This window comes from Janthinobacterium sp. TPC_1 (assembly GCF_056037845.1).
On record NZ_CP195157.1, the window covers coordinates 4374261 to 4399166 of the forward strand.

The 24906-nt window shown below is 66.6% G+C and carries 21 protein-coding genes and 8 pseudogenes; 17 read left to right on the top strand and 12 right to left on the bottom strand.

Annotated features, from left to right (window positions below; genetic code table 11):
- The first annotated feature begins 165 nt into the window (after positions 1–165).
- The 4 genes and pseudogenes from ACQVLG_RS21395 (at position 166) to ACQVLG_RS21410 (ending at position 3202) form a co-directional block, all read left to right on the top strand.
- A pseudogene (locus tag ACQVLG_RS21395) lies at positions 166–1447 on the top strand (arsenic transporter).
- 45 nt (positions 1448–1492) lie between these two features.
- Positions 1493–2123, top strand: a pseudogene (locus ACQVLG_RS21400) (Rossmann-fold NAD(P)-binding domain-containing protein).
- 47 nt (positions 2124–2170) lie between these two features.
- Positions 2171–2593: pseudogene (locus ACQVLG_RS21405) on the top strand (GNAT family N-acetyltransferase); the annotation flags it as partial.
- 3 nt (positions 2594–2596) lie between these two features.
- Positions 2597–3202, top strand: coding sequence for a flavin reductase family protein (locus tag ACQVLG_RS21410; protein ID WP_474295748.1), 606 nt, complete (start codon positions 2597–2599; stop codon positions 3200–3202).
- Here ACQVLG_RS21410 and ACQVLG_RS21415 read toward each other — a convergent pair whose 3' ends face one another.
- From ACQVLG_RS21415 to ACQVLG_RS21425, 3 genes are all read right to left on the bottom strand, one after another.
- On the bottom strand, positions 3203–4240 hold the full coding sequence (locus tag ACQVLG_RS21415) for a DUF2145 domain-containing protein (protein ID WP_474290911.1): 1038 nt from the start codon (positions 4238–4240) through the stop codon (positions 3203–3205).
- On the bottom strand, positions 4122–4553 hold the full coding sequence (locus tag ACQVLG_RS21420; RefSeq protein WP_230538359.1) for a hypothetical protein: 432 nt from the start codon (positions 4551–4553) through the stop codon (positions 4122–4124). The genes ACQVLG_RS21415 and ACQVLG_RS21420 overlap by 119 nt, the downstream gene beginning before the upstream one ends.
- A gap of 112 nt (positions 4554–4665) precedes the next feature.
- The gene (locus tag ACQVLG_RS21425; RefSeq protein ID WP_474290912.1) at positions 4666–5478 is read right to left on the bottom strand and encodes an HDOD domain-containing protein; all 813 of its coding nucleotides are present in this window, start codon (positions 5476–5478) and stop codon (positions 4666–4668) included.
- Positions 5479–5901: 423 nt separating this feature from the next.
- On the opposite strand from ACQVLG_RS21425, the gene ACQVLG_RS21430 reads away from it, so the two are divergent.
- A complete protein-coding gene (locus ACQVLG_RS21430; RefSeq protein WP_474290913.1) occupies positions 5902–6216 on the top strand; it encodes a (R)-mandelonitrile lyase in 315 nt (104 codons plus the stop codon).
- A 38-nt stretch (positions 6217–6254) separates the two neighbouring features.
- Here ACQVLG_RS21430 and ACQVLG_RS21435 read toward each other — a convergent pair whose 3' ends face one another.
- Positions 6255–7361, bottom strand: a complete 1107-nt coding sequence (locus tag ACQVLG_RS21435) for an acyl-CoA dehydrogenase family protein (RefSeq protein ID WP_474290914.1) — start codon at positions 7359–7361, stop codon at positions 6255–6257.
- Between the two features lie 74 nt (positions 7362–7435).
- Positions 7436–8227 (bottom strand): AraC family transcriptional regulator, encoded by a 792-nt coding sequence (locus ACQVLG_RS21440; protein WP_474290915.1) that lies wholly within the window; start codon positions 8225–8227, stop codon positions 7436–7438.
- A 69-nt stretch (positions 8228–8296) separates the two neighbouring features.
- Here ACQVLG_RS21440 and ACQVLG_RS21445 point away from each other — a divergent pair, with 69 nt between their 5' ends.
- From ACQVLG_RS21445 to panB, 3 genes and pseudogenes are all read left to right on the top strand, one after another.
- Positions 8297–8431 carry a hypothetical protein gene (locus tag ACQVLG_RS21445; RefSeq protein ID WP_474290916.1) on the top strand — a complete coding sequence of 45 codons (135 nt, stop codon included), beginning with the start codon at positions 8297–8299 and terminating at the stop codon, positions 8429–8431.
- A gap of 36 nt (positions 8432–8467) precedes the next feature.
- A complete protein-coding gene (locus ACQVLG_RS21450; RefSeq protein WP_474290917.1) occupies positions 8468–8914 on the top strand; it encodes a PaaI family thioesterase in 447 nt (148 codons plus the stop codon).
- Positions 8915–8923: 9 nt separating this feature from the next.
- A pseudogene (gene panB, locus ACQVLG_RS21455) lies at positions 8924–9759 on the top strand (3-methyl-2-oxobutanoate hydroxymethyltransferase).
- On the opposite strand, the gene gstA reads toward panB, so the two are convergent.
- Positions 9756–10370, bottom strand: coding sequence for a glutathione transferase GstA (gstA, locus tag ACQVLG_RS21460; RefSeq protein WP_474290918.1), 615 nt, complete (start codon positions 10368–10370; stop codon positions 9756–9758). The pseudogene panB and the gene gstA sit on opposite strands and share 4 nt — an antisense overlap.
- Before the next feature lie 109 nt (positions 10371–10479).
- Positions 10480–11376, bottom strand: coding sequence for a LysR family transcriptional regulator (locus ACQVLG_RS21465; protein ID WP_474290919.1), 897 nt, complete (start codon positions 11374–11376; stop codon positions 10480–10482).
- A 75-nt stretch (positions 11377–11451) separates the two neighbouring features.
- Here ACQVLG_RS21465 and ACQVLG_RS21470 point away from each other — a divergent pair, with 75 nt between their 5' ends.
- Together ACQVLG_RS21470 and ACQVLG_RS21475 are read left to right on the top strand one after the other, a co-directional pair.
- Positions 11452–12840 (top strand): MFS transporter, encoded by a 1389-nt coding sequence (locus tag ACQVLG_RS21470; protein WP_474290920.1) that lies wholly within the window; start codon positions 11452–11454, stop codon positions 12838–12840.
- Between the two features lie 277 nt (positions 12841–13117).
- The gene (locus ACQVLG_RS21475; protein WP_474290921.1) at positions 13118–14242 is read left to right on the top strand and encodes a fimbrial protein; all 1125 of its coding nucleotides are present in this window, start codon (positions 13118–13120) and stop codon (positions 14240–14242) included.
- Positions 14243–14345: 103 nt separating this feature from the next.
- Here the strand turns inward: ACQVLG_RS21475 and ACQVLG_RS21480 are convergent, their stop codons facing one another.
- Entirely contained in the window at positions 14346–15206 is an 861-nt protein-coding gene (locus tag ACQVLG_RS21480) for a LysR substrate-binding domain-containing protein (RefSeq protein ID WP_474290922.1), read from the bottom strand.
- A 142-nt stretch (positions 15207–15348) separates the two neighbouring features.
- On the opposite strand from ACQVLG_RS21480, the pseudogene ACQVLG_RS21485 reads away from it, so the two are divergent.
- From ACQVLG_RS21485 to ACQVLG_RS21505, 5 genes and pseudogenes are all read left to right on the top strand, one after another.
- Positions 15349–16876, top strand: a pseudogene (locus ACQVLG_RS21485) (MFS transporter).
- Between the two features lie 33 nt (positions 16877–16909).
- Positions 16910–17227, top strand: a pseudogene (locus tag ACQVLG_RS21490) (hypothetical protein); the annotation flags it as partial.
- Positions 17228–17358: 131 nt separating this feature from the next.
- Entirely contained in the window at positions 17359–17712 is a 354-nt protein-coding gene (locus ACQVLG_RS21495; protein ID WP_474295893.1) for a hypothetical protein, read from the top strand.
- 128 nt (positions 17713–17840) lie between these two features.
- Entirely contained in the window at positions 17841–18158 is a 318-nt protein-coding gene (locus ACQVLG_RS21500; protein ID WP_474290923.1) for a hypothetical protein, read from the top strand.
- A gap of 87 nt (positions 18159–18245) precedes the next feature.
- The gene (locus ACQVLG_RS21505; RefSeq protein WP_152615268.1) at positions 18246–18668 is read left to right on the top strand and encodes a hypothetical protein; all 423 of its coding nucleotides are present in this window, start codon (positions 18246–18248) and stop codon (positions 18666–18668) included.
- Between the two features lie 164 nt (positions 18669–18832).
- On the opposite strand, the gene ACQVLG_RS21510 is transcribed toward ACQVLG_RS21505, so the two are convergent.
- Positions 18833–19897, bottom strand: coding sequence for an NAD(P)H-dependent flavin oxidoreductase (locus ACQVLG_RS21510; protein ID WP_474290924.1), 1065 nt, complete (start codon positions 19895–19897; stop codon positions 18833–18835).
- 87 nt (positions 19898–19984) lie between these two features.
- Here ACQVLG_RS21510 and ACQVLG_RS21515 point away from each other — a divergent pair.
- Positions 19985–20862 (top strand): annotated as a pseudogene (locus ACQVLG_RS21515) (LysR substrate-binding domain-containing protein).
- Positions 20859–21989, top strand: coding sequence for a YbfB/YjiJ family MFS transporter (locus ACQVLG_RS21520; protein ID WP_474290925.1), 1131 nt, complete (start codon positions 20859–20861; stop codon positions 21987–21989). Before ACQVLG_RS21515 ends, ACQVLG_RS21520 begins: the two are co-directional and overlap by 4 nt.
- A 3-nt stretch (positions 21990–21992) precedes the next feature.
- On the opposite strand, the gene ACQVLG_RS21525 is transcribed toward ACQVLG_RS21520, so the two are convergent.
- From ACQVLG_RS21525 to ACQVLG_RS21535, 3 genes and pseudogenes are all read right to left on the bottom strand, one after another.
- Positions 21993–23105 (bottom strand): serine hydrolase domain-containing protein, encoded by a 1113-nt coding sequence (locus tag ACQVLG_RS21525; protein WP_474290926.1) that lies wholly within the window; start codon positions 23103–23105, stop codon positions 21993–21995.
- Positions 23024–23819 (bottom strand): annotated as a pseudogene (locus ACQVLG_RS21530) (alpha/beta fold hydrolase). Before ACQVLG_RS21530 ends, ACQVLG_RS21525 begins: the two are co-directional and overlap by 82 nt.
- A complete protein-coding gene (locus ACQVLG_RS21535; RefSeq protein ID WP_474290927.1) occupies positions 23816–24832 on the bottom strand; it encodes a M14 family zinc carboxypeptidase in 1017 nt (338 codons plus the stop codon). The pseudogene ACQVLG_RS21530 and the gene ACQVLG_RS21535 overlap by 4 nt, the downstream one beginning before the upstream one ends.
- Positions 24833–24906 lie beyond the last annotated feature (74 nt).

The following is a 24906-nucleotide window of genomic DNA, read 5'->3' on the forward strand; positions in this document are numbered from 1 at the left end:
CTTTTTTTTCACCGCTGGTTCCCGCCCTGGCCATCGCCTCGACGTGGAGGAATGCCTTGCTGTTTTGCATTAATTCAATAATTCCAGTATTATGGAATGAATGAAAACATACTCAGGCTGCGGCGCATGCTGCCCGCGACGCCGCATCGCACGGAACCTCGCCCCATGCTGACCGCTTTCCTGATCTTTCTCGCCACCCTGACCCTCGTCATCTGGCAGCCGCGCGGCCTGGGCATAGGCTGGAGCGCCGTCATCGGCGCCTGTGTCGCCTTGCTGGCCGGCGTGATCCACTGGGGCGACATCCCCGTCGTCTGGCACATCGTGTGGAATGCCACCGGCACCTTTGTTGCCGTGATCATCATCAGCCTGCTGCTGGACGCGGCCGGCTTCTTCGAATGGGCCGCCTTGCACGTGGCGCGCTGGGGCGGCGGCAGCGGGCGCAAGTTGTTTACCTTGCTGGTCTTGCTGGGCGCGCTGGTGTCCGCCGTGTTCGCCAACGACGGCGCCGCGCTGATATTGACGCCCATCGTCATCGCCATGCTGCGGGCATTGAAGTTTTCCGCCAAGGCCACCTTGGCCTACGTGATGGCGGCCGGTTTCATCGCCGACACGGCCAGCCTACCGCTGGTGGTGTCGAACCTGGTCAATATCGTCTCGGCCGACTATTTCAGGATCGGCTTTGCCGCATACGCGTCCGTGATGGTGCCCGTCAACGTCGTCGCCGTGGGCGCCACCCTGGCGGCCTTGCTGCTCTTTTTCCACCGGGATATTCCCCGCGACTATGCAGTGGCGCAGCTGAAGCGCCCGGACGCCGCCATCCGCGACCTGGGCACCTTCCGCGCCGGCTGGCTGGTGCTGGCGCTGCTGCTGGTGGGATTCTTCTCGCAAGAAGCCCTGGGCGTGCCCATCAGCCTGATCGCCGCCGTGGGCGCCGCGCTGTTGCTGGGCGTGGCCGGCAAGGGCCATGTGATTTCCACGCGCCACGTGCTGCGCCACGCGCCGTGGCACATCGTCGTCTTTTCGCTGGGCATGTACCTGGTCGTGTACGGCTTGCGCAATGCGGGTTTGACGGCTTACCTGACGGACATGCTGAACCACTTTGCGCAGTACGGCGTGTGGGGCGCGGCCATGGGCACGGGCGTGCTGACGGCCTTGCTGTCGTCCGTGATGAACAATCTGCCGACGGTGCTGGTGGGCGCGCTGGCCATCGACCCGACGGCGGCGCAGGGGGCCGTACGCGAGGCGATGATTTACGCCAACGTCATCGGCAGCGACCTGGGACCAAAGATCACGCCCATCGGCAGCCTGGCCACCTTGCTGTGGCTACATGTGCTCGACAGCAAGAATATCCACATTTCCTGGGGCTACTATTTTCCGCGTCGGCATCGTGCTGACCGTGCCCGTGCTGCTGGCGACCCTGGCGGCGCTGGCGCTGCGCCTGTCCTGAGTTCCGTGTATGGTGGTGGCTGACAGCAACTTGAACGGGAAAGCCATGAAATTACTGCTCGTCGGCGCCACCGGCCTCGTGGGCCGCGAAGTGCTGCGCCTGGCGCTGAGCGACGCGCGCGTCAGCCAGGTCGTCGCGCCCGTGCGCAAGGCCTTGCCGGCGCATCCCAAGCTCGATGCGCCCATCGTCGATTTCGACCGCTTGCCGCCCGGCGCGCCGTGGTGGCAGGCCTGCGCCGTCATCTGCACCCTGGGCACGACCATGAAGGTGGCGGGCACGCGGCAGGCGTTCCGGCGCGTGGACCACGACTACCCGCTGGCCGTGGCGCGCCTTGCGCTGGCGGCCGGCACGCCTGCGTATGCGCTCAATTCCGCCGCCGGCGCCAACGCCGGCTCGCGCATCTTCTATAACCGCGTCAAGGGCGAGCTGGAACGCGACCCTGGAGCAGCTGGGTTTTGCGTCGCTCACCTACGTGCGGCCGGGCCTGATCGGCGGCGAGCGCGAGCAGGCGCGCGCGGGCGAGGGCGCCGCCTTGCGCGTGCTGCGCGTGCTGGGGCCCGTGCTGCCGCGCCGCTGGTGCATCAATCCCGCGCCGCGCATCGCCGCCGCCCTGCTGGAAGCGGCGCTGGCCGCGGCGCCGGGCGTGCATGTCGTCAGGTCGGAGCAGCTGGCATGAATGCGCATCGCCTATAATCGGCATTCATGTTCTTTTGAGTACGGAAAATGCAAACAATACGTCCTTACCGGGCCGGCGACCGCGACGCCTGCCTGGCCCTGTTCGACGGCAATGTGCCGCGCTTTTTCGACCCGTCCGAGCGCGCGGACTTTGCCGCCTGGCTCGATACCTCGACGCATCCGTATCTGGTGATTCTGCGCGACGGCCGCATCGTCGCCTGCGGCGGCCATGCCATCGAGGCGGGCGGCAGCGTCGCCAGCCTGTGCTGGGGCATGGTGGCGCAGGATGCGCATGGCCAGGGACTGGGCCGCGCGCTGACGCAGGCGCGCCTGGACGCGATACGCGCCATGCCGGGAGTCGCCAGCGTGCGCATGAATACCAGCCAGCATACGCAGCAGTTTTATGCGCGCTTCGGCTTTGAGCCCGTGAAGGTGACGCCGGACGGCTTCGGACCGGGCATCGACCAGTGGGACATGCTCCTGTCCCTGAAAGGCACGGAGCCTGAACATGGCCATATCGCCCCGGTGCCGCTGGAAAAGGCCTACCGCTTGCTCAATCACGGCCCCTCCATCCTCGTCTCGGCCCGCCATGGCGGCGTGGACAATGTGATGGCGGCCGCGTGGGCCTGCGCGCTCGATTTCGCGCCGCCGAAGCTGACCGTGGTGCTGGACAAGGCCACGCGCACGCGCGCGCTGGTCGAAGGCAGCGGCACTTTTGTCATCCAGGTGCCGACGGCGGCGCAGCTGCAGCTCACGCATGCCGTCGGCACGCACGGGCTCGATGCGCAGCCCGACAAGCTGGTCCGCGCCGGCGTGCGGCTGTTTCAGCGGGAAGGATTTGATCTGCCATTCGTTGCCGGATGCTCGGCCTGGCTGGCCTGCCGCCTGATCCCCGAGCCGCACAACCAGGCTGCGTATGACCTGTTCATCGGCGAAGTGGTGGGCGCCTGGGCCGACACGCGCGTGTTCCGCGATGGCCACTGGCATTTCGAGGATGCTGGTCCGGATTGGCGCAGCCTGCACTACATCGCCGGCGGGCGCTTTTATGCGATTGGCGAAGCGCTCGACGCGGATATCTAACTAATCGAGCGCGATGACCCGGTCGTCCGCGCCAGGAATACAGCCGTCGGCGATGGCTTCCCAGCCCCGGTGCACCACCACCTGTTTGCCGTCGTGGCAGATTTCCACGCGTTCGCTGGCGGGCAGGCGCTGGCGCGCGAACGCTTCCAGGCTGGCCGGCAGGCTCACTGCCAGCCGCATCGTGCCGATGGCTTCGGGCGGATGGTCGTCCATGTGCACGAGGGGCACGAAGATGGAACCGAGCATCAGCCAGCGGGCGCCCACGTCGACGGGTGCGGGGTTGTAGGGCGCGGCGCGCAGCCAGTCCTGGGCGCGGGCGCGCAAGCCGCTGCCTGCGGCCAGTTCGCCCCAGGCGGCGGCCAGCATTTCCACCACCCACTGGTTGCAATTCTGATATTTCAGGCTGAATGCATACGCATTGGCGCTGTAGCGGCCCGCCAGCAGCTGCTGCACGCGCGCGGGGTCGAGCAGGGCGCGGCGCAGGGGCGGCACGGTTTCCGCCGGCAGTTTCACGAGCGAGATGTAGCCGAGCGATGGATTGGCCGTGCCCATGGCGAAACCGGCCGTGCCCTGGTCGAAGATGCGCGGGCGGCCTTCGTCGCAGGCGTAGTACAGCTGGCGCGCGGACCAGCCGTCGTCATTGTCGTGGCGCCAAGCCAGCGCCGCGTGCGAATAGCGGATGCCGAAGCGGGCCAGGTCCAGGCCGGAACGGCTGATCAGGGCCACGCTGCCTTCGCTGGCGGCCAGTTCCTCGCGCACGACGGCGGCAAAGCGCAGCAGCCGGTCCTGTTCCGTGGCCGTGAGTTCCTGGGCGCGGTCGCAAAAGCGCGAGGAGGCGAGCGAAGTGCCTGCCTGGACGGTGCCGGCCAGGACGAGCGCGCGGCGCAGCCGGCCAGCAGCGGCGCCAGCTTGCGCAAAATCAAAGGCTGACGGGACGCGTGGCCAGTTCGCCGTACCACTCGTCGGCCAGCACGAGGAAGAAGGCGGCGCGCGTGTCGTTGCGCGAAAATTCGATGCCGTAGGCGCGGTTTTGCGCATGCACCACGTCGCCCTGCGCCAGCTGCTGCTTGTCGAGCGCCGCTTGCGGCAAGTCCAGCACCAGCGGCGTGGCCGTGGCGTCGGCCTGCATGGTCAGGCGCGTCATGCCGTCGCGGCCCGGTAAGGCGGCCACGTCGATGATGCGGTAGGGACCATTGGCCACCTTGTTGTCGCGCGAGGAACTGTTGCTCGAACCGTTGAGCGAATCGGAAATGCTGCCGCTCGACTGGGAGCCAGCGCTGGAGGCCGAGGAAACGAAGCTGTCGGCGTTGGCGTTGCACGCCACGGTCAGTGCTGCGGCCAGGCCGAGCATGCGTAAGGAGATAGTCAAGGCAGTTTTCCAGTGGACGTCAATGAAAGCGCGCCGGGTCCATCCCGGCCTGCGCCATCATAGCAGATCGGCCATCAGCTGAGGAGCACCTCGATCAGGCCCTTCGCTTCGGCCGACGGCTGCGTGCGCAGCGCCTGCAGCACGGGATCGTGCTCCAGATAGGCCTGCAGCGGCGCGCCGACGGTGATGCTGGCCTGCGGCAGCGGCGACGGAACCGGCGCCAGCGCCTTGGCCAGCAGCAGGGTGTCGCGCAAGCCTTCGGGCGGCAGCATGATGGTCGAGCCGGGCAAGGCGTTGACGGCGTCGGCCACCGCTGCGGCACGCCCAGCTGGCGCATCAGTCCCCGGCCGATCACTTCCAGCGCGGAGGCCATCTGCGTTTCCAGCTGGGCGTACAGGCCCGGCGTCTTGTCGGCCTGGGCCAGCAAATAGAAGCCGGCCACTTCATGCACGATGCCGGCGAACAGCGCCGTATCGGCATCCGTGTGCGTGACGGCGCCGGCCAGCGCATGCGCCAGCACCGCCACGTGCACGGTGTGCGCCCACAGCTGGGTGGCATGGGCGCGCAAGGCTTCGTCGCGGATGCCCGCGTTCAGCTGGCGGATGACGGCCGCCGTCGCCAGCGCATACAGGTTGCGGTGGCCGAGACGCTCGACGGCGGCGCGCACGCTGGTGATGGCGGGTGCCTGGCCGGGCGCGAACAGGGCTGAATTGGCCAGCGCCACGGCGCGCGCCGACAAGGTCGGTTCGCACAGCAGCAGCCGGCTGATGTCGGCCGAGTGGCAATCGGGGTTGGCCAGTTCCTTTTGCAGGAGCAGGGCCGTATTGATGCTGGTAGGAAAGGCCAGGGTTTCCGTTTCGGCGCTGGCCAGAAGTTGCGCCAGGCTGCTGAGCGTGTTGACGTGCATGGATGGGGGAGCGAAAAGTAGCAATGCCCCCATATTATCAGGCAATCCGGCCCGCATGGCGTCCGCCAGCCTTTCCTGTGCAACTGGCCCCGCCTCGGCTCATTCATCAGCCCAGCTTATAAGTCCTAGCGGATTTTCTGCGCTAATCAGCGCGGGCCAGCACTGTTAAGCTTGGCTTGCCAGGACAGGCGCAGCCGGCTGCCCGGCGGCACGTGTGCTTATCTTACCGGCATGAAAGGAAAACAGACATGCATCGATACGCCGCGGCACTCTTGCCGCTTTGCCTGCCCGCCGGGGCCGTCTCTGCCTCCGCGTCCGCCGAGGCCGCAGCCACACACGCCGCCGTGACCGTCACGCGGGCCGCCGCCATGCCCGCCATCACGGGCGACGCCCGCTATTTCACGGACGGTCGCAGTCGACGCCATGTTCCAGCGGCCGTCTCCGGCCCGCGTGGGCGGCGCCATCGTCACGTTTGCGCCCGGCGCCCGCACGGCCTGGCATACGCATCCGCTAGGCCAGACCCTGATCGTCACGCAAGGCCACGGTTGGGTACAGCACTGGCAGGGACCGCTGCAGGCGCTGGCCGTGGGCGACGTGGCGTGGATACCGCCCGGCGTCAAGCACTGGCACGGTGCCACGGCCACGTCCGCCATGCAGCATGTTGCCATTGCCGAGGCGCAAGATGGATCGGTGGTCAGCTGGCTGGAGCAGGTGACGGACGACTGCTATCCGCGCTAAGGAGGCGCTGGCTGGCGTTGCCGCGCGGCGCGTTCACGCTACGGCAGCAGCAGCGCATGCTGGCTGGCCGTATGGAAATCGCGCCAGACGCGGTTGATGGCGCTGTCTTCGCGGGCCGCGTACAGGCCGCAATATGGATACAGGCCGTCGACGGCCGCGCGGCAGACGGCGACCAAATCCAGCGAACTGGCCTGCACGGCCTGCATGGCGTGCTCGTCGAGCGCCGCGCCGTCTGCCACCTGTGCCCAGCTGTCGTCCAGCACGGCATAGAAGCGGGTGCGTGCGGCCATGAACGCGTCTTTCCTGGCTTGCAGCATGGCGGCCACTTCCGGCACGTCCAGCAGCGGCAGGCCGGCGCGCGCATGGCGCCGGTGGCGCATGCATTCCTCGGCCAATTCCATGAAATGCGTGGCCATGCCGGCCACGTTGGCGGCCAGGGTCACATAGGCAAGTGAATAAAAGGGATAGCGGTACAGGGGGCCGTCGGCCGTCGCGGTGTCGGGACTGATGGTAAAACCGTGTTCCTTGGCAAGCCATTCCCCGTCGATGCGGTAGCTGTGCGAGGCGCTGGCGCGCATGCCGATGCTGTTCCACGACGGCACCAGCTGCACCAGCGCGGCGGGCACGAGGAAGGCGCGGATGCGCGGTTGTCCCTGCGCATCAAGCAGGGGCTGGCCAGCACGCTGCAACCGGGCGTTCAGGGTGAAGTGGGTGGCCATCGGCGCGCCGCTGGCGTAGTCCCAGCTGCCCGTGATGCGGTAGCCGTCGCCTTCTTCCTCCGCGTAGCCGGTGGCCGCGCCGCTGCCGCCCAGGCAGACGCGCGGCGTGCCGATGATGCTGCGCGCCATGCCGGGCGCCAGAAAGCCCGCGAACCAGCCCGCGCCCGCGCACAGGGTCAGCACCCAGCCCATGCTGCCGTCGACGCCGGCCACGGCTTCTTCCAGGCGCACCACCTGCGGCAAGGGCAGCTCGGCGCCGCCCGCGCTGCGCGGCGCCAGCATCGTCAGCCAGCCGCGCCGGTGCAGCAAGGCTTGCTGGGCCGGATGCAGGAAGCGGGCGGCATCGGCCGCCTGGGCGTGGCGCGCGATGCGCCGGGCGTCGCGCCCGGAAAGGGTGGCAAGGGTAGCGAGAGCAGCGTGCGGCATGAGTAAAGTCCGGCAATGGCGAAGGCGGGCATTTTCGCACAGTGGGCGTGGTTGCGGGCGCCTGGCGAGTGCGGCTAGGCGCTGCGCCGCCGGTACTCGTCCGGCGTCTCGCCCGTCACCTTGCGGAACATGGTGATAAAGGCAGAGGAGCTGGCGTATGCCAGGTCGAAGGCGATGCTTTCCACCGTCTGGCCCGCTTCCAGCATGGCCATGGCCTTGATCACGCGCAACCGCGCGCGCCATTGGGCAAAACTCATGCCCAGGTCGCGCTGGCAGCGGCGCATCAGCGTGCGCTCCGTGGTGTTGACGGCTTGCGCCAGCGCGGCCAGCGGGCGGTCATCGCCGGGGGTGCTGTCGAGCATGGCCAGCACCTTGCCCAGCATGGGGTCATCCGAGCTGGGCAGATAGCTGCCCACGGGTGCGGCGCGCGCCAGCTGGTCCAGCAAGACCTGCAAGAGGCGCTCTTCATGAATCGTCTGCGGCATGCCGGGCGGATGGCTGCGCAAGTGCTCGTGCATGGCGCGCACGAAAGGCGTGACGGCCAGCGCGCATGGCGCGGCGGGCAACTCCCCGCACAGTGCTTCGCTCACATACAGCGAGCTGTGGCAGGCGGGATGGCGGTTCTGCCCCGTATGCGCCACGCGGGGCGGCAGCCAGATTCCGTACTGGGGCGGCACCAGGTAGTGTTTTCCGGCCACCAGCACTTCCACCACGCCGCTCAGCGCATACACGAACTCGCCCCAGGAGTGGCTGTGGCTGGGATAAATTCCTGCGGCGGGCATGGCGGCGCTGCGAAAGCAGATGGCGGCTGGCAGGGCACCGCGGTAGGGGGCCAGCAGCAGATGTCTTGTGGTGGGCACGGGCATTGTGGTTGGCTGTACTGAAGGAGGGAGTGTCGGATTCTCACTATATCAAGAAAAGCCGCACCGTTGATAATGATGACTCTGCAACAAGGAATCCTGACGCCGCTGTCCGGCGTGTTGCTGGCCGGCATCGTGCTGGTCAGTGCCTGCGGCACCCTGACCGTATTGTTCGCGCCGCGCAAGAAGCAGGGTAGAGTGGTGCCATAAGTTCTTTTTTCTGTTCACTTGAGAAAGTATTTCACCATGACACGACTTCCCGACCCGCAATTCGCCGACCGAGTCCGCGCCAGTTTTGATTTGCAGAACGCCATGACCCTGATCCGGGCCAGCCTGCCCATGGTGGCGCACGGCAGCACGGAAATCCATGTGCCGCACTGGAGCGGCATCGAGCAGCAGCACGGCTTCGTGCACGGCGGCGTGGTGGGCATGATCGCGGACTCGGCCGCGGGTTACGCGGCCATGACGATGGTGCCGGACGGCGCGTCCGTGCTGACGGTGGAATACAAGATGAATTTGCTGGCGCCCGCCGATGGCGAGAAACTGATTGCGCGCGGCAAGGTGGTGCGTCCCGGCCGCACGCTGATCGTCACGCAGGCCGAAGTGTTTGCCGTCAAGGATGACAAGGAAACCCTGTGCGCGCTGATGCAGCAAACCATCATGGTGATGCACGGCAAGTCCGAAAAAACCTAACTTAATGAAATGAAGACCATGCCCGCCCCAGACCAGAGTGAAATTTTGCCGCGGAGTCCCCCGTTGACGGTGCCAGCCTTGCTGGGCATGCGCGCTGCGGGGCAAAAAATTGCTGCACTGACTTGCTATGACGCCAGTTTCGCCACCCTGATGAATGCCTGTGGCGTGGAACTGCTGCTGGTCGGCGATTCGCTGGGCAACGTGGTGCAAGGGCAAGGCACGACCTTGCCCGTCAGCGTGGCCGACATTGCTTACCACACGGCCAGCGTGGCGCGCGGCAACCGGACGGCCGTGCTGGCGGCCGACATGCCGTTCGGCAGCTATGCCACGCCGCAGGCGGCGTATGCCAACGCCGTCCAGCTGATGCGGGCGGGCGCGCACATGGTCAAGCTGGAGGGCGGCAGCTGGCTGTGCGAAACCGTGCGCTTTCTCACCGAGCGGGGCATCCCCGTGTTCGCCCACCTGGGTTGACGCCGCAGTCCGTGCATCAGCTGGGCGGCTTCAAGGTACAGGGCAAGACGGCGGAAAGCGCGGCAATCTTGCAAGCCGACGCGCTGGCCCTGCAGGCGGCTGGCGCTGCGCTATTGCTGCTCGAAGCCATTCCGGCCGCGCTGGGCAAGGCGGTGTCGGAACTGCTGGCCATTCCCACCATCGGCATCGGCGCCGGCCCCGGTTGCTCGGGTCAGATACTCGTCATGCACGATATGCTCAACGTGTTTCCCGGCAAGAAGGCGCGCTTCGTGCGCGACTTCATGACGGGGCAGGCCAGCATCGCCGGCGCGTTCAGTGCTTATGTGGCGGCCGTCAAGGCACAGGCCTTCCCGGCGCCGCAACACTGCTTTTAAGCGCTTTTCTGCAAGCCTTCCGCTTCCCGAGCAGCGTTGACGCTGTCGCGCTGGCCCACTCTTGCCAGGAAGGCTTGCAGATGCGCCAGCGCGGACAAATCCACGCCCACGTTCGGCGCCCAGCCGGTGACGACGAACATATAGGCGTCGGCCACGGTGAAGGTGTCGCCCGTCAGATAGGCACGGCCTTCCAGGCGGCTGTCCACATACTTGTACTTCTTGCCTAGTTGCTCGACGAACAAGGCCTTGGTGGCGGCGTCGAAGCGGGGATCGAACAGGGGACTGAACGATTTGTGCAGTTCGGACGTGATGTAATTCTGCCATTCCAGCACCTTGTAGCGGGCCGGGCTGCCTACGGGCGGCAATAAATCCTGCCTGCCGGCCCGTTCGGCGATGTACTGGGCGATGACGGGGCCTTCGCTCAGGGTCGTGCCATCGTCGAGGGCCAGCAGCGGCACCTGGCCTTTCGGGTTGAGGTCGTAGTAATTGCCGCCTTCCTGCGTGCGGTGCTGGCCCAGGTCGACCTTCACGAGGGTGAAGGCCGCCCCCGTTTCGCGCAGGAGGATGTGCGGTGCCTGCGAGCAGGCACCCGGCGAGTAGAAGAGTTTCATGGCGATCCTTGAAAGGGTGGGAAAGCAGCCACTATAGTCCTGTGCCGCCGCACGGTAAACGCGTGTTCGTGTGGTTCGCCGTTGACGCCCGGTGTAGCCTTGCGCTGGCTCAAAGCCGGGGATAGCGCAAGGTGTCGAGCAGCAAGGTAAACGCGGGCGAGGGGTGGCGCCGGCTCGGGTAATACAGCTTGTAGCCCGCATACGCGGGGCACCAGTCGTCGAGCACGCGGATAAGGCGGCCATCGGCGACGTAAGGCTGTACCACATCTTCCGCCATGCAGGCTATCCCCAGGCCATCGAGCGCCGAATGCAGCCGCATGGCCATGTTGTTATAGATCATCTGTCCTTCCACGCGCACTTTCAGCTCCTGCCCATCCTTGGCAAATTCCCAGGCATACAGGCCGCCCAATGTCGGCAGGCGCATGTTGATGCAATTGTGCGCCATCAAGTCCTGCGGCGTGGCCGGCGGCGGATGGCGGCTGAAATACGCGGGCGAGGCGACGACGGCCATGCGGAAATCGGGGCCGATGGGCATGGCGATCATGTCCTTGGCCACTTGCTCGCCCAGGCGCACGCCCGCGTCGCAACGGGCGGCAACGATGTCGGTCATGCCATTGTCGACGACGACTTCGATGTGGATGTCCGGGTAGTGCGGCAGCAAGCGGGCGATGGCCGGCTGCAGGACGGTCAGCGCCGCATGTTCGCCCGCACTGATGCGGATGTTGCCGGCCGGCTTGTCGCGCCGTTCGCTGAGCAGGGCCAGTTCCGCCTCGATCTCGTCGAAGCGGGGCGCCACCGTGCGCAGCAGCTGTTCGCCCGCTTCGGTCGGCGAGACGCTGCGCGTGGTGCGCACAAGCAGGCGTAGACCGAGCCGTTCTTCCAGCGCGCGCACCGTCTGGCTCAGCGCCGACTGCGACACGCCCAGCTTGGCCGCCGCCCGGGTAAAACTGCCGGCGCGGGCCACGGCCACGAAGGCGAGGATGTCGTTGAAGTTGGTTTGTGCCATTCATTAATCCTGCTAATAAGTTCATGCGGACTTTAGCATCTATTCATGGTAATGGGGAAGGCATACAGTGGCGGCATGAAAAATCTCCCCGCTCACGCCGCCGCGCCGCACAAGGCGGCCATCCTCGCCATCATTCTCGTCAGCTATGTGATGATCGTGCTCGACACGTCCATCGTGCTGACGGGCTTGCCGAAAATCCATCAGGAACTGGGCTTTACGGACACGGGCCTGGCCTGGGTGCAAAGCGCGTATACGCTGACGTTTGGCGGCTTGCTGCTGCTGGCCGCGCGCGCCGGCGACGTTTTCGGCCGGCGCAGGATGCTGCAGCTGGGCCTGGCGCTGTTCACCGTGGCGTCGCTGGCCATCGGCCTGGCGCAGTCGCCAGCCATGCTGATCGCCGCGCGCGCCATCCAGGGCACGGGCGCGGCCATCCTGGCGCCGTCGACCCTGGCACTGCTGCAAACCACGTTTGCGGAGGGGCGCGAACGCACGCGGGCCATCGCCCTGTACAGCGCCGTGGCCGGCATCGCCGCCAGCGTGGGCCTGGTGCTGGGCGGCGTGCTGGCCGAATGGCTGTCGTGGAGAGTCGGTTTCTTCCTCAACCTGCCCATCGGCGCGGCCATGCTGGTGGCCGCGCGCCGTTTCATTGCGGAAAGTGACCGCAGCCGGGGCTCGTTCGACGTGGCCGGCGCCGCCAGCTCGACCTTTGGCATGTCGGCCTTCGTGTATGGCTTGATCCGCTCGGCCGGCGCCGGCTGGGGAGATGCCTTGACACAAGGCGCGCTGGCGGCGGGCGTGCTGCTGCTGGCCGCTTTCATACTGATCGAGCGGCGCGCCGCGCAACCGATCCTGCCGCTGAGGCTATTTGCCGATAGGCAACGCAACGCTGCGTACGGGGCCAGGGTGCTGTTCCTGGGCGCCATGATCGGCTTCTTCTTTTTCACCACGCAATTTTTGCAAGTGGTGCTCGGCTATCCGCCATCGTTGACGGGCCTCGCCTTCCTGCCCATGACTTTGGTCAACTTTGCCGTCGCCCTGTGCGTGCCGCGCTTGACGCGGCGCTTCGGCAATGTGCGCCTGCTGGCCATGGGACTGGGCTTGACCCTGCTGGGCATGGCATGGCTGAGCCGTGTCGGCGCGGACACGGCGTACTGGCTGGGCGTGGCCCTGCCGATGGTGCTGATCGGTGCGGGGCAGGGCATGGCGCTGAGTCCCCTGACGGCGGCCGGCGTGGCCGGCGTGCCGGCGCGGGATGCGGGCGCGGCATCTGGCATCGTCAACGTGGCGCACCAGCTGGGCAGTTCGCTGGGGCTGGCGACGCTGGTGGCGATCTCGGCTGTTGGCGCGGGCCAGCTGGCGGGCGTGCCGCTGCTGGCGCACCGCGTCACCGTGGCCCTGGGCAGCGCGGCCGTCATGCTGGCGCTGGCCTTGCTGCTGGTGCTGTCATGCCGCCGGCGCGGCTGACCGTTCACGCAGCAACCGTCCGGGCCCTGCGGCCGCCGCATTTTTCGGAGTGCTCCTATATTGCTTGAGTTGCAGGGGTTTTACACTTCACCCCGCAATGACACAGGAGCGCGGCCAAGAAAGGGGCTTCCAGGAACGGACTGGAAGCGCAAGCCGGCCAGGTCGCCTGCGGGCGTGCGGCCATGGCCGCTAGAGCTCCGGGCGCCCTCATCAAATCCTTGATGTACCGCATGCAATCTCAGTAAGTTGCACCAATCAACATCGTAAAGGTACCGTTATGAATATTGGCTCTTTGGTCAAATCGGGGGTGGCCGCCGCGCTACTGTGGGCAGCGACCGGCCCGGCCTTCGCGGTCACCTGCACCTACATGAACGGAATCCAGCCGGCGGTGGGCGCCATGCCGCTGCAGGTCTCGGCGATCACTGTCGGGCGCGATGTGCCGGTGGGCACCGAAGTGTATCGCCAGACATTCAACATGGCCGGCGGCCAGGCGGTGAGAGCGGAGTGCCTGTATCCTCCGTATCAACAATTTACCGAGTTTATGGTTGAGGCAGGTTCCGGCCAGGCCAACTGGACCAGCGGGATGTATGCCGGTAAAGTCTACCAAACCAGCATTGCGGGACTGGGGGTTGCCTTCAACAGTACGGGCGGTCTGCTGCCCAGACAGACAGGCAAGGTATGGACCACTTGTGAAGCGGGCTATCGCTGCATTGTTCCTTTTGATGGGCCTGCCAATTTTGAATTGATATTGATCAAGCTGGGCGACGTGGCACCGGGCGTGCTGCGGGGCGACTCACTGCCGACCGTCAGCCTGTTCGGCAATTTCGGCGATGCGAGAGTGCTGGGATTCAAGATGGGCGTCTCCGGCAGTCTGCAGATTGTCTCGCGCACCTGCCGCACGCCGGATGTGGCGGTGTCCATGGGCACGCACCGGCCCAAGGCATTGACCGGGGTCAACAGCGCCACAGGGTGGACGGATTTTTCCATTTCCTTGAACAATTGCCCGGCCTTCCATGGCACAGTGAACAAGACTCCTGCCAGCTGGGTCTCGCAAAGCGGCAGCCCGCCGAGAGGCACGGGTGGCAGCGGAACCAGCGACAATAACAGCCTGCAGTACCGCATCGATCCAGCCGGCGCCGCGATCAACCCGGCCAATGGCGTGCTGGGCCTCGATCCCAGCCCTGCGGGCCGTCCTCCTGCCGCCAGCGGCATCGGCGTGCAGGTGGCGACCACGGCCGGCACGCCGCTGCCGTTGGCTATCAAGCGCAGCAGCGGGCTGACCCTGAGCGCCAGTGACCGCAGTTATACCATCCCCCTGCGCGCGCGCTACCTGCAGACCGGGGCCAATGTGACGCCGGGTCCGGCGAATGCGTCGGCGACGTTCACGATCAGCTATGAGTAATGTTGTTCAGGAAGCCGGGGCTGGGCCGGCTGACGGCGTGCCGGTACAGATGCCACTGGCGCCGCCTCGGGCGTCGTCCGGTAGAACAGGACAGCGCGCAGCGTCAAGCCAGCGCCGCGGCCGACCATTCGCGCAGCATCTGGCCGAACGCTTCGGCCGCCGCCGTCTGGCTGGCGGCACGCCGGAGCAACTGGAACTGAGCAGCGGGCAGGGCGGGCAAGCCAAACTGCTCATCGATGACGACCATGCCCGCTTCCAGGTCGCCTTGCGGCAGGGCCGTGATCGCCAAGCCAGCCAGCACGGCGGCGCGCAAGCCCTGCTGGCTGGGCGAGGTGAACGCCACGCGCCAGTCCAGGCCGGCGCTCTCGAGGGCATCGACGCCCACTTGCCGGTGCATGCACGGCGCCGGTGAAAACGCCAGCGGCAGGGGCAGCGCGCCGTCGTGGCGGAAATCGTGCGCCGCGGCCCAGACGAAGCGCGTGCGGCGCAGCACGGCCGCCTCGTCGCCGCTATCGGCCGGGGCCATGATGACGGCCAGGTCCAGCGCATCGGCCGCGACCAGTTTCTGCAAATCAAGATAAGTGCCCACCGTCACGTCCAGGCGCACGGCGGGAAACAGGTGCGCGAACTGCGCCAGCAGGGCCGGCAGGCGCGCGCCCATGAAATTTTCCGGCACGCCGAAGCGCACGGCGCCGGCGATCGAGGAACGCTGGAAGCGCCGCGACAGGGCATCCTGGGCCGCCAGGATCTGCCGCGCGTGGCGCAGGAAATCCTCGCCATCTTCCGTCAGGCGCAGGCTGCGCGTCGTGCGCACCAGCAGCGCCGTGCCCGCCTGATCTTCCAGGCGGCGGATCTGGTGGCTGATGGCGGACTGGCTCAGGTGCAGCCGTTCGGCGGCGCGCGTAAAGCCGCCCGTGTCGTGCACGGCCACAAAGGCGCGCAGCAGGGCGGTATCGAAGTCCATGGGTTTCCCGTGATTCATGAAGAAAATGAATGAATTGTACAAAATTTTATCATTTCCCTCATGAGTCGAGGCTTTCTAGAATGGCGGCTCGCGGTGCGCCGTCTCTACGCGCCCCTCCATGACTACCGACATCAAGGCTTCGATGCTACCGACTACTTCGCAACAAAATGCACTGACCCTGGCCGCCGTGTGCCTGGCCTCGCTCATGTTTGGCCTGGAAATTTCCAGCGTGCCCGTCATCCTGCCCACCCTGGAAACCGTGCTGCATGGCGGTTTCAAGGACTTGCAATGGATTATGAACGCCTACACGCTGGCTTTGCACCACCGTGCTGATGGCAACCGGTACCCTGGCCGACCGCTATGGCCGAAAACGCTTGCTGCTGGCCAGTCTGGCGCTGTTCGGCCTCAGTTCGCTGGCATGCGGCTGGGCCGGCAGCACGGGCGTGCTGATCGCCGCGCGCGCACTGCAAGGCATGGCCGGCGGCGCCATGCTGATTTGCCAGGTGGCCGTGCTGTCGCAGCAGTTCCCGGCCGGCGCCGCGCGGGGCAGGGCGTTTGGCGCCTGGGGCATCGTGTTTGGCCTGGGCCTGGGCTTTGGCCCCATCATCGGCGCGGCCATCGTCGCGCTGTCCAGCTGGCAATGGGTATTTCTCGTGCACGGGCCGCTGGCCGTCGTCGCACTGCTGCTGGCGGGCCTGGGCGTGACGGAATCGCGCGATCCGCAGCGGCGCAAGCTGGACGTGACAGGCATCGCCACCCTGTCGCTGGCCGTGTTCAGCCTGGCGTGGTGCATCACGCAGGGGCCGGCCCTGGGATTTTCCGACCCGCGCAGCGTGGCCAGCCTGGCCGTGGCGCTGGCCGGTTTTGCCGCGTTTGCCGTCATCGAACGGCGCCAGCCTGAGCCGATGATCGATTTTTCCGTCTTTCGCATCCGCCGTTTCTCGGGCGCCTTGCTCGGTTCGGCGGGCATGAATTGCAGTTTCTGGCCTTTCATGATTTATCTGCCCCTGTACGTGCAATATGGCCTCGGCTACGGCAGCCTGGGCACGGGCCTGACCCTGCTGGCCTACACGGTGCCCACCTTGCTCATGCCGCCGCTGGCCGAGCGGCTGGCGCTGCGCTACCGGGCCGATGCGGTCATTCCCGCCGGCTTGCTGGCCATCGGCGCAGGTTTCCTGCTGATGTTGTGGGGCAGCCGTGCCGAAACTGCCACCTGGCTGACCATCCTGCCCGGCTGCCTGCTGGCCGGCACGGGCCTGGGCTTGACGAATACGCCCGTCACCAACACGACGACGGCCGCCGTGCCGGGCGAGCGGGCGGGCATGGCGTCCGGCATCGACATCAGCGCGCGCATGATCAGCCTGTCGGTGAATATCGCGCTGATGGGCTTTATTCTCGTCGCTGCCATCCAGTCGGCCCTGCGTCAGCATGTACCCGGCGGACTGGATGCGGCTACCTTGCGCGCCATGGCGGAGGATTTGTCGGCAGGCAAGGGCGCCGGCGCGCTGCCGGCCGGCGTGGCGAAACTTGCGCTGGCACAAGGCTTTGGCGCCGTGATGCTGTACGGCGGCGTGGCCGCCTGCCTGTTCGCCGTGGCCAGCTGGCTGGTGTTTCGGGCCGGGAGGACGAGCGCGCCAAGGGGCGGGGAGGCTATAATCGGGTCACGTTGACAAGTGTTGCTCAACGTTATTACGAGGCCGCCCATGCATAAACTGATTTCCGAACTCACCCGCCTGTACCTGTTCGAGGAACAGCAGCACTACGTCGATGCGCAGGGCGGCGTCCAGCCGTTGACGCCGGCCGTGCTGGCGCGCCATCTGGCGGGCGAACAGACGGTGGCGGTGCAACTGGTGAGCGAACGCGGCCTGGCGCGCGCGCTGGTGCTGGAGTTTGGCGGCAAGGGCGGCGGCGAAGCGCACTGGAGCGCGCTGTGCACGATCGCCAATGCCGTGCAGCACGAGCTGGACTTGCCGGCGCCCGCCGTCAGCATCTCGGGCACGGCGTTCCAGCTGTGGCTGTCGCTGGCCACGCCCGTGCCCGCCGCCCAGGCGCGCCAGTTCGTGCAGCTGCTGCGTTCCACCTTTTTACCCGCCTCGACCGATATCCTCGCCGTCGCGCCGCCAGACTACGTGGAACGGGCGGCGCTGCCGCCGTGTTTGCAGCCGTCGGGCAAGTGGGGGCCGCCTTCATCCACCCCAGCATGGGCGCCGCCTTCGTCGACGAACCGGGCCTGGACATGCCGCCGCCACCGGCCGCCCAGCTGGGCTTCCTGGAAAGCTTGCGCAGCATCAATCCAGCCCAGTTCGCACAGGCGCTGGCGAAATTGCAGGGACATGCGGGGCTGCTTGACGCCGTGCCCGCGCCTGCGCCCGTTCCCGGGCCATTGCCGGCGATCATGCCCGTCGCCCAGCCTGGCTTGCTGCTGCAGGATGCCACGCTGGAAGACATCGTGCGCTGGCTGCACGCGCGCAATATCGAGCCGACGTTCCGGCACCGGTTGCCGTAGCGGGGGCGCTCGCAGATGTCGGCAGCAGGCAGCTATAGCCGGCGTTTTTTTCGTGTGAGAATCGGAGAGTATTATTGTTGTAAATTATTGTATTATGAGCAATTCTGGCAATCTTCATTTCCTGACAAATGAGCAAGCGAGCAATGGTTTCATTAGCGATTTTGATTGCTACCTCTATCGTTATTTATACCCAATTGACGATTTTTGTCGTTCCACCTGTTGAGAGCCTGCCTGGCGGGATGACGATTGTTTTTCCTCGTCTCGGCAAGACCAACTTCATCGACAGTCCCGATGCGATGTGTGAACGTAATGCGGGCCAGGTCAGCTTGCTATGCCGTGGAACCACCCTTGGCGCCGTCGCTGCGAAGGCGAGAATAGTTGCGCGACTGCCATACAGCGAGACGCTTTATCGCATTTCTACCCGTGGCAATAATTCCGCCAAGTAAGCTAGTCATGGTCGGCGGTGGGGGCTGACTTCGGCCAGGAGCGGACAGTCGGCAATTGACCAATTAAGCTTTACTCAGAAAGTCAGCATGTCTCACCGTGATCCTTTTGATGTTATTTCATCCACCGTTGATCTGGATGATCCGGTAGAGCACGGTGATGCTCAACGCTTTATGGTTAACGCCCTGGCTCGGGTGATCGAATGTCTACCCGTTACCGCGCAGTCTTCTGTTTTGGCTGCTAAACGATATCTTGAGGGCGCGGCAACGGATAGCGAGGCCTTAGCTGTCCGGATGAGGCTTTGGGAGACCATCCGAGGACGCGATATGTCGGATGACCCTGAGGTGTTGCGTATCAGAACCACGATTTGTGCGCTGCACGGCATGGACGCTGAAGCACCTTACGACAAGTTGGAGTACTTTCTGTTTTTTTGGGAGCGCAGCGGCTTAAGCATGGTCGAGCTAGCTGGAGCTATGTTCGACACATACGGCGTTGTTTATCACGACGCTTAATCTGCTGCGGTGGCATATGTCGAATGCGTCAGATCTATGTCTGCTTTGGGGCGAAAGCGGACACTACAGTGTAGCCGCAGCGCCGGGCCACTTTGCCATCTCCAGATAACATGCGGCCTGTGGCATAGCAGCCCTGGCGGCATTCATCTCAAAAGCATGCTGACTCAAGCAGCCATTTCCCTGGCCAAAGTCAACACCAGCTCCTCCGCCCCCATTTCGCGCGCGCGCAGCGGCGCGCCCTGGCCTGCCCATTGCGCGGCGAATTCGCTGTCGCCGTGACGGCTCGCCAGCGTGTTCAATTGCTTGGCGGCATCGTAGGCGACGGGATAATCGGCCGGCGGCGGGCTGCCGGGCGCTTCGCCGTGTTCGATCAGACGGTTCACCATGCCGCGCGCCAGGCGGCCCGAGAGCACGCTGGTCAAACGCGTGCTTGCGGCCCGCGCGCTTTGCAGGTTGGCGCGGTAGCCCGCATTGGCCGACGATTCCGGGCACAGCACGAAGGCCGTGCCCAGCTGGGCGGCTGCGGCGCCCAGGTCCAGCGCGGCGCGGATGCCTTGTCCATCCATGATGCCGCCGGCGGCGATCAGGGGGAGCGTAGTGCGGCCCGCCAGCAGCCGCAGCAGCACGCTGGTGCTGTGGCGCTCGTCGGGCGCCTGCGGGTCGAACGCGCCCCGGTGTCCGCCCGCTTCCACGCCCTGCGCCACGATGGCGTCCACGCCCGCCTGTTCGATCAGCTGCGCCTCGCGCAGATTGGTGGCCGTGGCCATCGTGCAGATGCCGGCCTGGCGCAGGGCGGCGATCTGCGGCTGCGCCGGCAAGCCGAAATGGAAGCTGACGACGGCGGGGCGCAGTTCCAGCAGCAGGGCAAACGCTGCCTCATTGCCGAGAAAGGTTTGATATATCTCATCGAGTGCCACAGGCACGGGCGCGCCCAGCTCCGCGAACAGGGGCGCCAGGTGGGCCAGCCAGGCCGCTTCGCGCCGCGCATCGCGTACCGCCGGCGCGTGGCAGAACACATTCACGTTGAAGGGGCGGTCCGTCAGCGCGCGGGTTTCCTCGATCGTCTGGCGCGCCTGCGCCACCGTGCCGGCGCCGATGGCCAGCGAACCGAGGCCGCCCGCATGCGAGACGGCGGCGGCCATGCGCGGCGTGGAGACGCCCGCCATCGGCGCCTGGATGATGGGGTGCTGCAAGCCGAGACGGTCGAGGAAGCGCTGGATTGAAGTCATGATGTTTCCTTCATCAAGTTGAGGATGCCGCATTCAATTCTTATTTTGAGAATATAATAGCATGATAATTCTTAAAGCGAGAACATGATGGACATGGAATCCCTGACGATTTTCTGTGCCGTGGCGAGTGAACTGAGCGTCACCCAGGCCGCAGCCCGGCTGGGCCGCGCGCCGTCCAGCGTCACCACGCGCATCCAGCAGCTGGAAGCCGATATCGGCGCCGAGCTGTTCGTGCGCACCAATAAACGCATGGCGCTGACGGCGGCGGGCGAGCGCTTTCTCGAATATGCGCGGCGTTTGCTGGCGCTGGCGGAAGAAGCCCGCCACGTCGTCACGGGCGGGCGCGAGGGCGGCACCTTGCGCGTGGGCAGCATGGAAAGCACGGCGGCCAGCCGCCTGCCGGCGCTGCTGGCCGCGTATCACGCCCGCCATCCGGACACGCGCCTGGCGCTGAGCACGGGGCCGTCGCGGCCCCTGATCGAGCAGGTGCGCGCACGGGCTTGCTCGACTGCGCTTTTGTCGCCTTGCCGCCAGCGTTCGGCGGCGCCGCCGCGCTGGAAGAGCTGGGCCTGGCGTCAACCGCCGTATGGCGCGAGGAACTGTGCTTGCTGCTGCCGGCCAGCGAAGGGCAGGCGCGGCGCCCCGCGGACGTGCGCACGCGCTCGCTGGCGGCCTTTCCCCAGGGCTGCACTTATCGCGGTATCGCCGAAGAGCTGCTGGGCGTGGCCGGCAGCACGCAGTGGCGCGTGCAGGAGCTGAGTTCGTATCACACCATGATCGCTTGCGTGGCGGCCGGCGCCTGCGTGACCGTGCTGCCGGCCAGCGTGCTGGCGCTGTCGGACGCGCCGGCCAGCCTGGCGACTATTTCCGCAGGACAAGCCGACACCGTGCTCGTGTGGCGCGCGGGCTTCGACGTGCCCGCGTTCCAGCACTTGCTGGCGCAACTGGGCGAGGCGGCGCCGTGAGCGAGGCGGCCAGGCTGCGTGCGGCCATCGCCGCGGCGGCCATTCTTGCCATCGGCATGGGCTTTGGCCGCTTTGCCTTCACGGCCATCTACCCGCACATGGTGGGCGAAGGCGTCTTGAGCTTGCGCGACGGCAGCCTGGCCGCCTCGGCCAACTATGCCGGTTATTTGCTGGGGGCCATCCTGGCCATGCGCGCGCGGGCGCCCGGCGCGCACCGGCTGTGCCTGTGGTCGGTGGCCGGCACGGCGCTGTGTCTGGGCGTGCTGGCCTTGCCGATGCCCGTCTGGCTCATCGTGGCCGTGCGGGGCGCGGCGGGCGTGTTCAGCGCCCTGGCCATGGTGGCAGCCTCGCTGTGGCTGCTGGTGCAGCGCGGGCATGGCCGCGGCGCGCCGCTGCTGTACGCGGGCGTGGGCGCGGGCATTGCCGTGTCGGCCGAATTGCTGGTGCTGGCATCGCAGCTGGGCTGGCACAGCGCCGGCATGTGGCTGCTGCTGGCCGGCGTCACCGTGCTGCTGGGGGGCTGGGCCGCGCCCGCCATTGGCGCAGGCGGCCAGGCGACGCCGGACGCGCCGCCGCAAACCGTTGCATCGACCCTGGCGCCCGTGTCGCCCTGGCCGCTGGTGCTGATCTATGGGCTGGCGGGACTCGGCTACATCGTCACGGCCACCTACTTGCCCGTGCTGGTCGGCGCGGCCTTGCCCGGGCTCAATTCCGCCCACGTGTGGGCCGTCTTCGGCCTCGGCGCGGCGCCGTCGTGCTTCCTGTGGCACCGGCTGCACGAGCGCCTGGGCACGCGCCGGGCGCTCAGGCTCAATTTGCTGATGCAGGCGCTGGGCGTGGCCTTGCCCGTGCTGGCGCCGTCGGCCGCCGGCTACCTGCTCAGCGCCATCCTCGTCGGCGGCACGTTCGTCGGCACGGTGACCATCGCCATGCCGGCCGCGCAGCGGGCCGCCGTCAGGGCAGGCACGAACATGATGGCCATCATGACGGTGGTGTATGGCGTGGGCCAGATCATCGGCCCGGTGCTGGCCGGCAGCCTGTATGCGCAGTCGCACAGTTTCAACAGCGCACTATTGGCGGCGGCCGGCGCGCTGCTGCTGGCGATTATCGTCAGCCTGCGGCTGTAAAACTCAAAGATCGAAGGCGCAGCGCATGAAGTCGCCCCGCAGCGCGTTGATCCTGGCGAAATCGCGCGTGTAATACAGCTTATTGGTCAGCAGCACCGCATAACGGCCGCGCCGGGGGCTGATCCACATGGCCGTGCCCGTGAAACCCAGGTGGCACCAGACATCGTCTTCCGGCCCCGTGCCTGCCGCCGGATGCCAGAACAGGCCGCGCGACGGGTTCAGGGTGCCCGTCTGCACCGTCAGCGAATCCCTTACCCAGCCGGCATTGAACACCTCGCCTTGCTGGGCCAGCATCGCTCGCAGGAAGCGCTGCAGGTCCGGCACATTGGAAAACAGCCCGGAAATGCCGCACACGCCGCCCAGCAGCCGGGTCGAAAAATCATGCGTCACGCCGGCCAAGGGGGCGCCCGCCTGCTCGCAGTATTCGGTCGGCGCGACTTGCCTGCCGCGCCCTGGCGCCAGCGGGCCATAGCCCGTGGCGGCCATGCCCAGCGGCCGCAGGACATGCTCTGCGAGGGCCTGGTCCAGCGGCATGTCCAGCAGCCGCTCGATGACCAGGCCGAGGATCAGGGCCGCGCGGTCCGTGTATTCCACGGCCCGGCCCGGCTTGCCTTCCAGCGGCTCGCGCAGCACGCCGCGCACGATATCGTCGTATGCCTCGCCATAGCTGGCGCGCAGGCGGGCGCGCAGCGGCAGGCCGGCCGTATGCGTGAGCAGCTGGAAAATCGTGACGGGCGCCAGCGCATAACCGTGGGTGCCGGGCAACAGGTCGGCCAGCCGGCTGTCCATGCCCAGGCGTTCCTGCTTTACCAGGCGTCCCGTCAGCGACCAGACGCTGATGATCTTGGTCAAGGAAGCGATATCGAACAAGGTATCGATTTGCATTTCGGCACTGTCTGGCCCGGGCGTGAGCCGCCCGGCCGCGCCCGCCACGCCTTGGCCGATGCCGCCCACGGCCCAGGCCGCCCCAGGGAAAATCCGCCCCTGCACGCCGGCCTCTGCCAGCGCTGCCAGTTGCTCTGTACTGCCGCTTGTTATCCGCATGATGACTGCCCTGTGCCGCCATGCTCCGTCACTTCCTCGCCCAGCCAGCGCGCTACCGACTGCGCCACCCATTCGCCTTCGTCCAGCGGCAAGTCGTGTCCGGCGTCGCCGTGGATCAGGCAATCGGCTTGCCAGGCGCGCGCCAGCCGCTGCGAGCAGCGGTGGTCGACCAGTTGGTCTTGCGCGCCGGCCATCACCAGCACGGGCATGGCGGGACGGCTGGCGGGAGCGCGGTAGCGGGCGGCCGACAGCAGCTGGCGCAGCGCGTTGCGGCGGCTGACGGGGTATTCCTGCTGGAAACTTAGCCAGTTGGCCAGCAGCGCGGGGTCGCCGCCAGCATGCCGGCGGCTCCAGGCGCAAGATCAGCGCTTCCTGGCTGGCTGCGTCGCCGACCAGCAGCTGGCGCAGCAGGGCGCCGTAGTTTTGCCAGCGCAGGCGCCGGTAAAACGGGCTGTATGGCCGCATGCTGGTGTTGATGAGTACGCAGCGGGCGATTTCCTGCGGGTAGCGGCTGGCCCATTCCACGGCCACCATGCCGCCCAGCGACAGGGCCAGCAGGCGGTAGGGCGGGGCGATGCCGCGCGCCAGCAAGTCCTGGCGGCAGCTTTCCACCATGGCGGCCACGCGGGTGGCGCTGTCCTGCGCGTGGCGCGTGCCGTTGCCGGGCAGGTCGGGCGTGACGATGCGGGCGCCGGGCAGGGCGCGCGCCAGCGTGGCGGGAAAGGTTCCCCAGTGGCGCTGTTCGCGCATCAGGCCGCGCAATAAAATCCAGGTGGGCGGGTTCATGCTTCGTACCATTGCGCCAGGGCGCGCCGGCGCTGCGCCTTGCGCAGCAAGCCTTCCGGCATCCAGCGGCCGTGGCTGCTGGCGGCGCGCATGAGGAAATCGAACCACACCATGTGCCGGCGCAGCACGCGCTGCAGGCGGTGCGCGGCCGTGGGATTGAAGATGCTGACCCGGTTGAACAGCTGGCGCGGATTTTTCTTGACCCACAGCCACGAGCCCATTTCCAGGGTCAGCGGCAGGAACACGCGGCCCGTGTAGCTGGTGCCGTTCAAATACAGATAATCCCACAGGTCGCCATGCGTGCGGTATTGCCGGCTTTGCGGCTCGAACACGTAGTTGTGGTTGGGGTAGCTCTGGCTGAACAGCTCTTCCAGCGCGCCGATCTCGGCCAGGTGTGCTATCGGCACCTTGGTGTGGGCGTGGGGAAACCAGATGCGGTCGCGCAAGCCGAAGCCGGAATGGCAATCGAGGGCGATGCTGAACTGGCGCGACAGCAATTCGCGCTCGACGAGGTCGCACACGGCCCGGCTTTCCAGCTCCATCGCGCCATCCGCCGCGCCCCGGTACCAGGGCAGGCGGGCGCTGTAGCGCTGGCCGCCGAGCATGAACGGCACTTTTTCGCGCGCGCTCAAGGGCGCATTGCGCATCAGGTCCACGCCGCGCGGATTGCAGCGCGTGGCTTGCCACATGCCGCCCGGATTGACCAGCGGCATGAAGACGAGGCGCATGCTTTCCAGCTGCTGGTGCAGGGTGGCATCCCAGCGCAGGCGGGCGACCAGGCTTTCCAGGAAAGACAGGATGACTTGCGTGCCGATGCGTTCGAGGCCGTGGATGCCGCCAAACAAGCCCAGCACGGGCACGTCGGGACTCGGATTGCCCAGCGCAATCGTGTACACGGGAAACTCGCGCCCATCCATGGCGATGCTGCAGGGCGCGGCCACTTCCAGGTGGCTGCCGCCCTCGTCGATGAGGCGCTTCAGCATGGCCAGCTCGGGCAGGTTCTTTTCGATCATCAGGCGTCTGAAAGGGAAAGTGACAGCCAGTGTAGCTGAAATCATTGCCGCGCCGGCTGTCCCGCATGGCGAAA

Excerpts from the sequence above, each read along its gene's own strand:
- ACQVLG_RS21410 (WP_474295748.1), top strand. The coding sequence starts at position 2,597 with ATGCTCCTGTCCCTGAAAGGCACGGAGCCTGAACATGGCCATATCGCC.
- ACQVLG_RS21415 (WP_474290911.1), bottom strand. The coding sequence starts at position 4,240 with ATGCGCAAAACCGCGCCTACGGCATCGAATTTTCGCGCAACGACACGC.
- ACQVLG_RS21420 (WP_230538359.1), bottom strand. The coding sequence starts at position 4,553 with ATGCTCGGCCTGGCCGCAGCACTGACCGTGGCGTGCAACGCCAACGCC.
- ACQVLG_RS21425 (WP_474290912.1), bottom strand. The coding sequence starts at position 5,478 with ATGCACGTCAACACGCTCAGCAGCCTGGCGCAACTTCTGGCCAGCGCC.
- ACQVLG_RS21430 (WP_474290913.1), top strand. The coding sequence starts at position 5,902 with ATGTTCCAGCGGCCGTCTCCGGCCCGCGTGGGCGGCGCCATCGTCACG.
- ACQVLG_RS21435 (WP_474290914.1), bottom strand. The coding sequence starts at position 7,361 with ATGCCGCACGCTGCTCTCGCTACCCTTGCCACCCTTTCCGGGCGCGAC.
- ACQVLG_RS21440 (WP_474290915.1), bottom strand. The coding sequence starts at position 8,227 with ATGCCCGTGCCCACCACAAGACATCTGCTGCTGGCCCCCTACCGCGGT.
- ACQVLG_RS21445 (WP_474290916.1), top strand. The coding sequence starts at position 8,297 with ATGATGACTCTGCAACAAGGAATCCTGACGCCGCTGTCCGGCGTGTTG.
- ACQVLG_RS21450 (WP_474290917.1), top strand. The coding sequence starts at position 8,468 with ATGACACGACTTCCCGACCCGCAATTCGCCGACCGAGTCCGCGCCAGT.
- gstA (WP_474290918.1), bottom strand. The coding sequence starts at position 10,370 with ATGAAACTCTTCTACTCGCCGGGTGCCTGCTCGCAGGCACCGCACATC.
- ACQVLG_RS21465 (WP_474290919.1), bottom strand. The coding sequence starts at position 11,376 with ATGGCACAAACCAACTTCAACGACATCCTCGCCTTCGTGGCCGTGGCC.
- ACQVLG_RS21470 (WP_474290920.1), top strand. The coding sequence starts at position 11,452 with ATGAAAAATCTCCCCGCTCACGCCGCCGCGCCGCACAAGGCGGCCATC.
- ACQVLG_RS21475 (WP_474290921.1), top strand. The coding sequence starts at position 13,118 with ATGAATATTGGCTCTTTGGTCAAATCGGGGGTGGCCGCCGCGCTACTG.
- ACQVLG_RS21480 (WP_474290922.1), bottom strand. The coding sequence starts at position 15,206 with ATGGACTTCGATACCGCCCTGCTGCGCGCCTTTGTGGCCGTGCACGAC.
- ACQVLG_RS21500 (WP_474290923.1), top strand. The coding sequence starts at position 17,841 with ATGAGCAAGCGAGCAATGGTTTCATTAGCGATTTTGATTGCTACCTCT.
- ACQVLG_RS21505 (WP_152615268.1), top strand. The coding sequence starts at position 18,246 with ATGTCTCACCGTGATCCTTTTGATGTTATTTCATCCACCGTTGATCTG.
- ACQVLG_RS21510 (WP_474290924.1), bottom strand. The coding sequence starts at position 19,897 with ATGACTTCAATCCAGCGCTTCCTCGACCGTCTCGGCTTGCAGCACCCC.
- ACQVLG_RS21525 (WP_474290926.1), bottom strand. The coding sequence starts at position 23,105 with ATGGGTGGCGCAGTCGGTAGCGCGCTGGCTGGGCGAGGAAGTGACGGA.
- ACQVLG_RS21535 (WP_474290927.1), bottom strand. The coding sequence starts at position 24,832 with ATGATCGAAAAGAACCTGCCCGAGCTGGCCATGCTGAAGCGCCTCATC.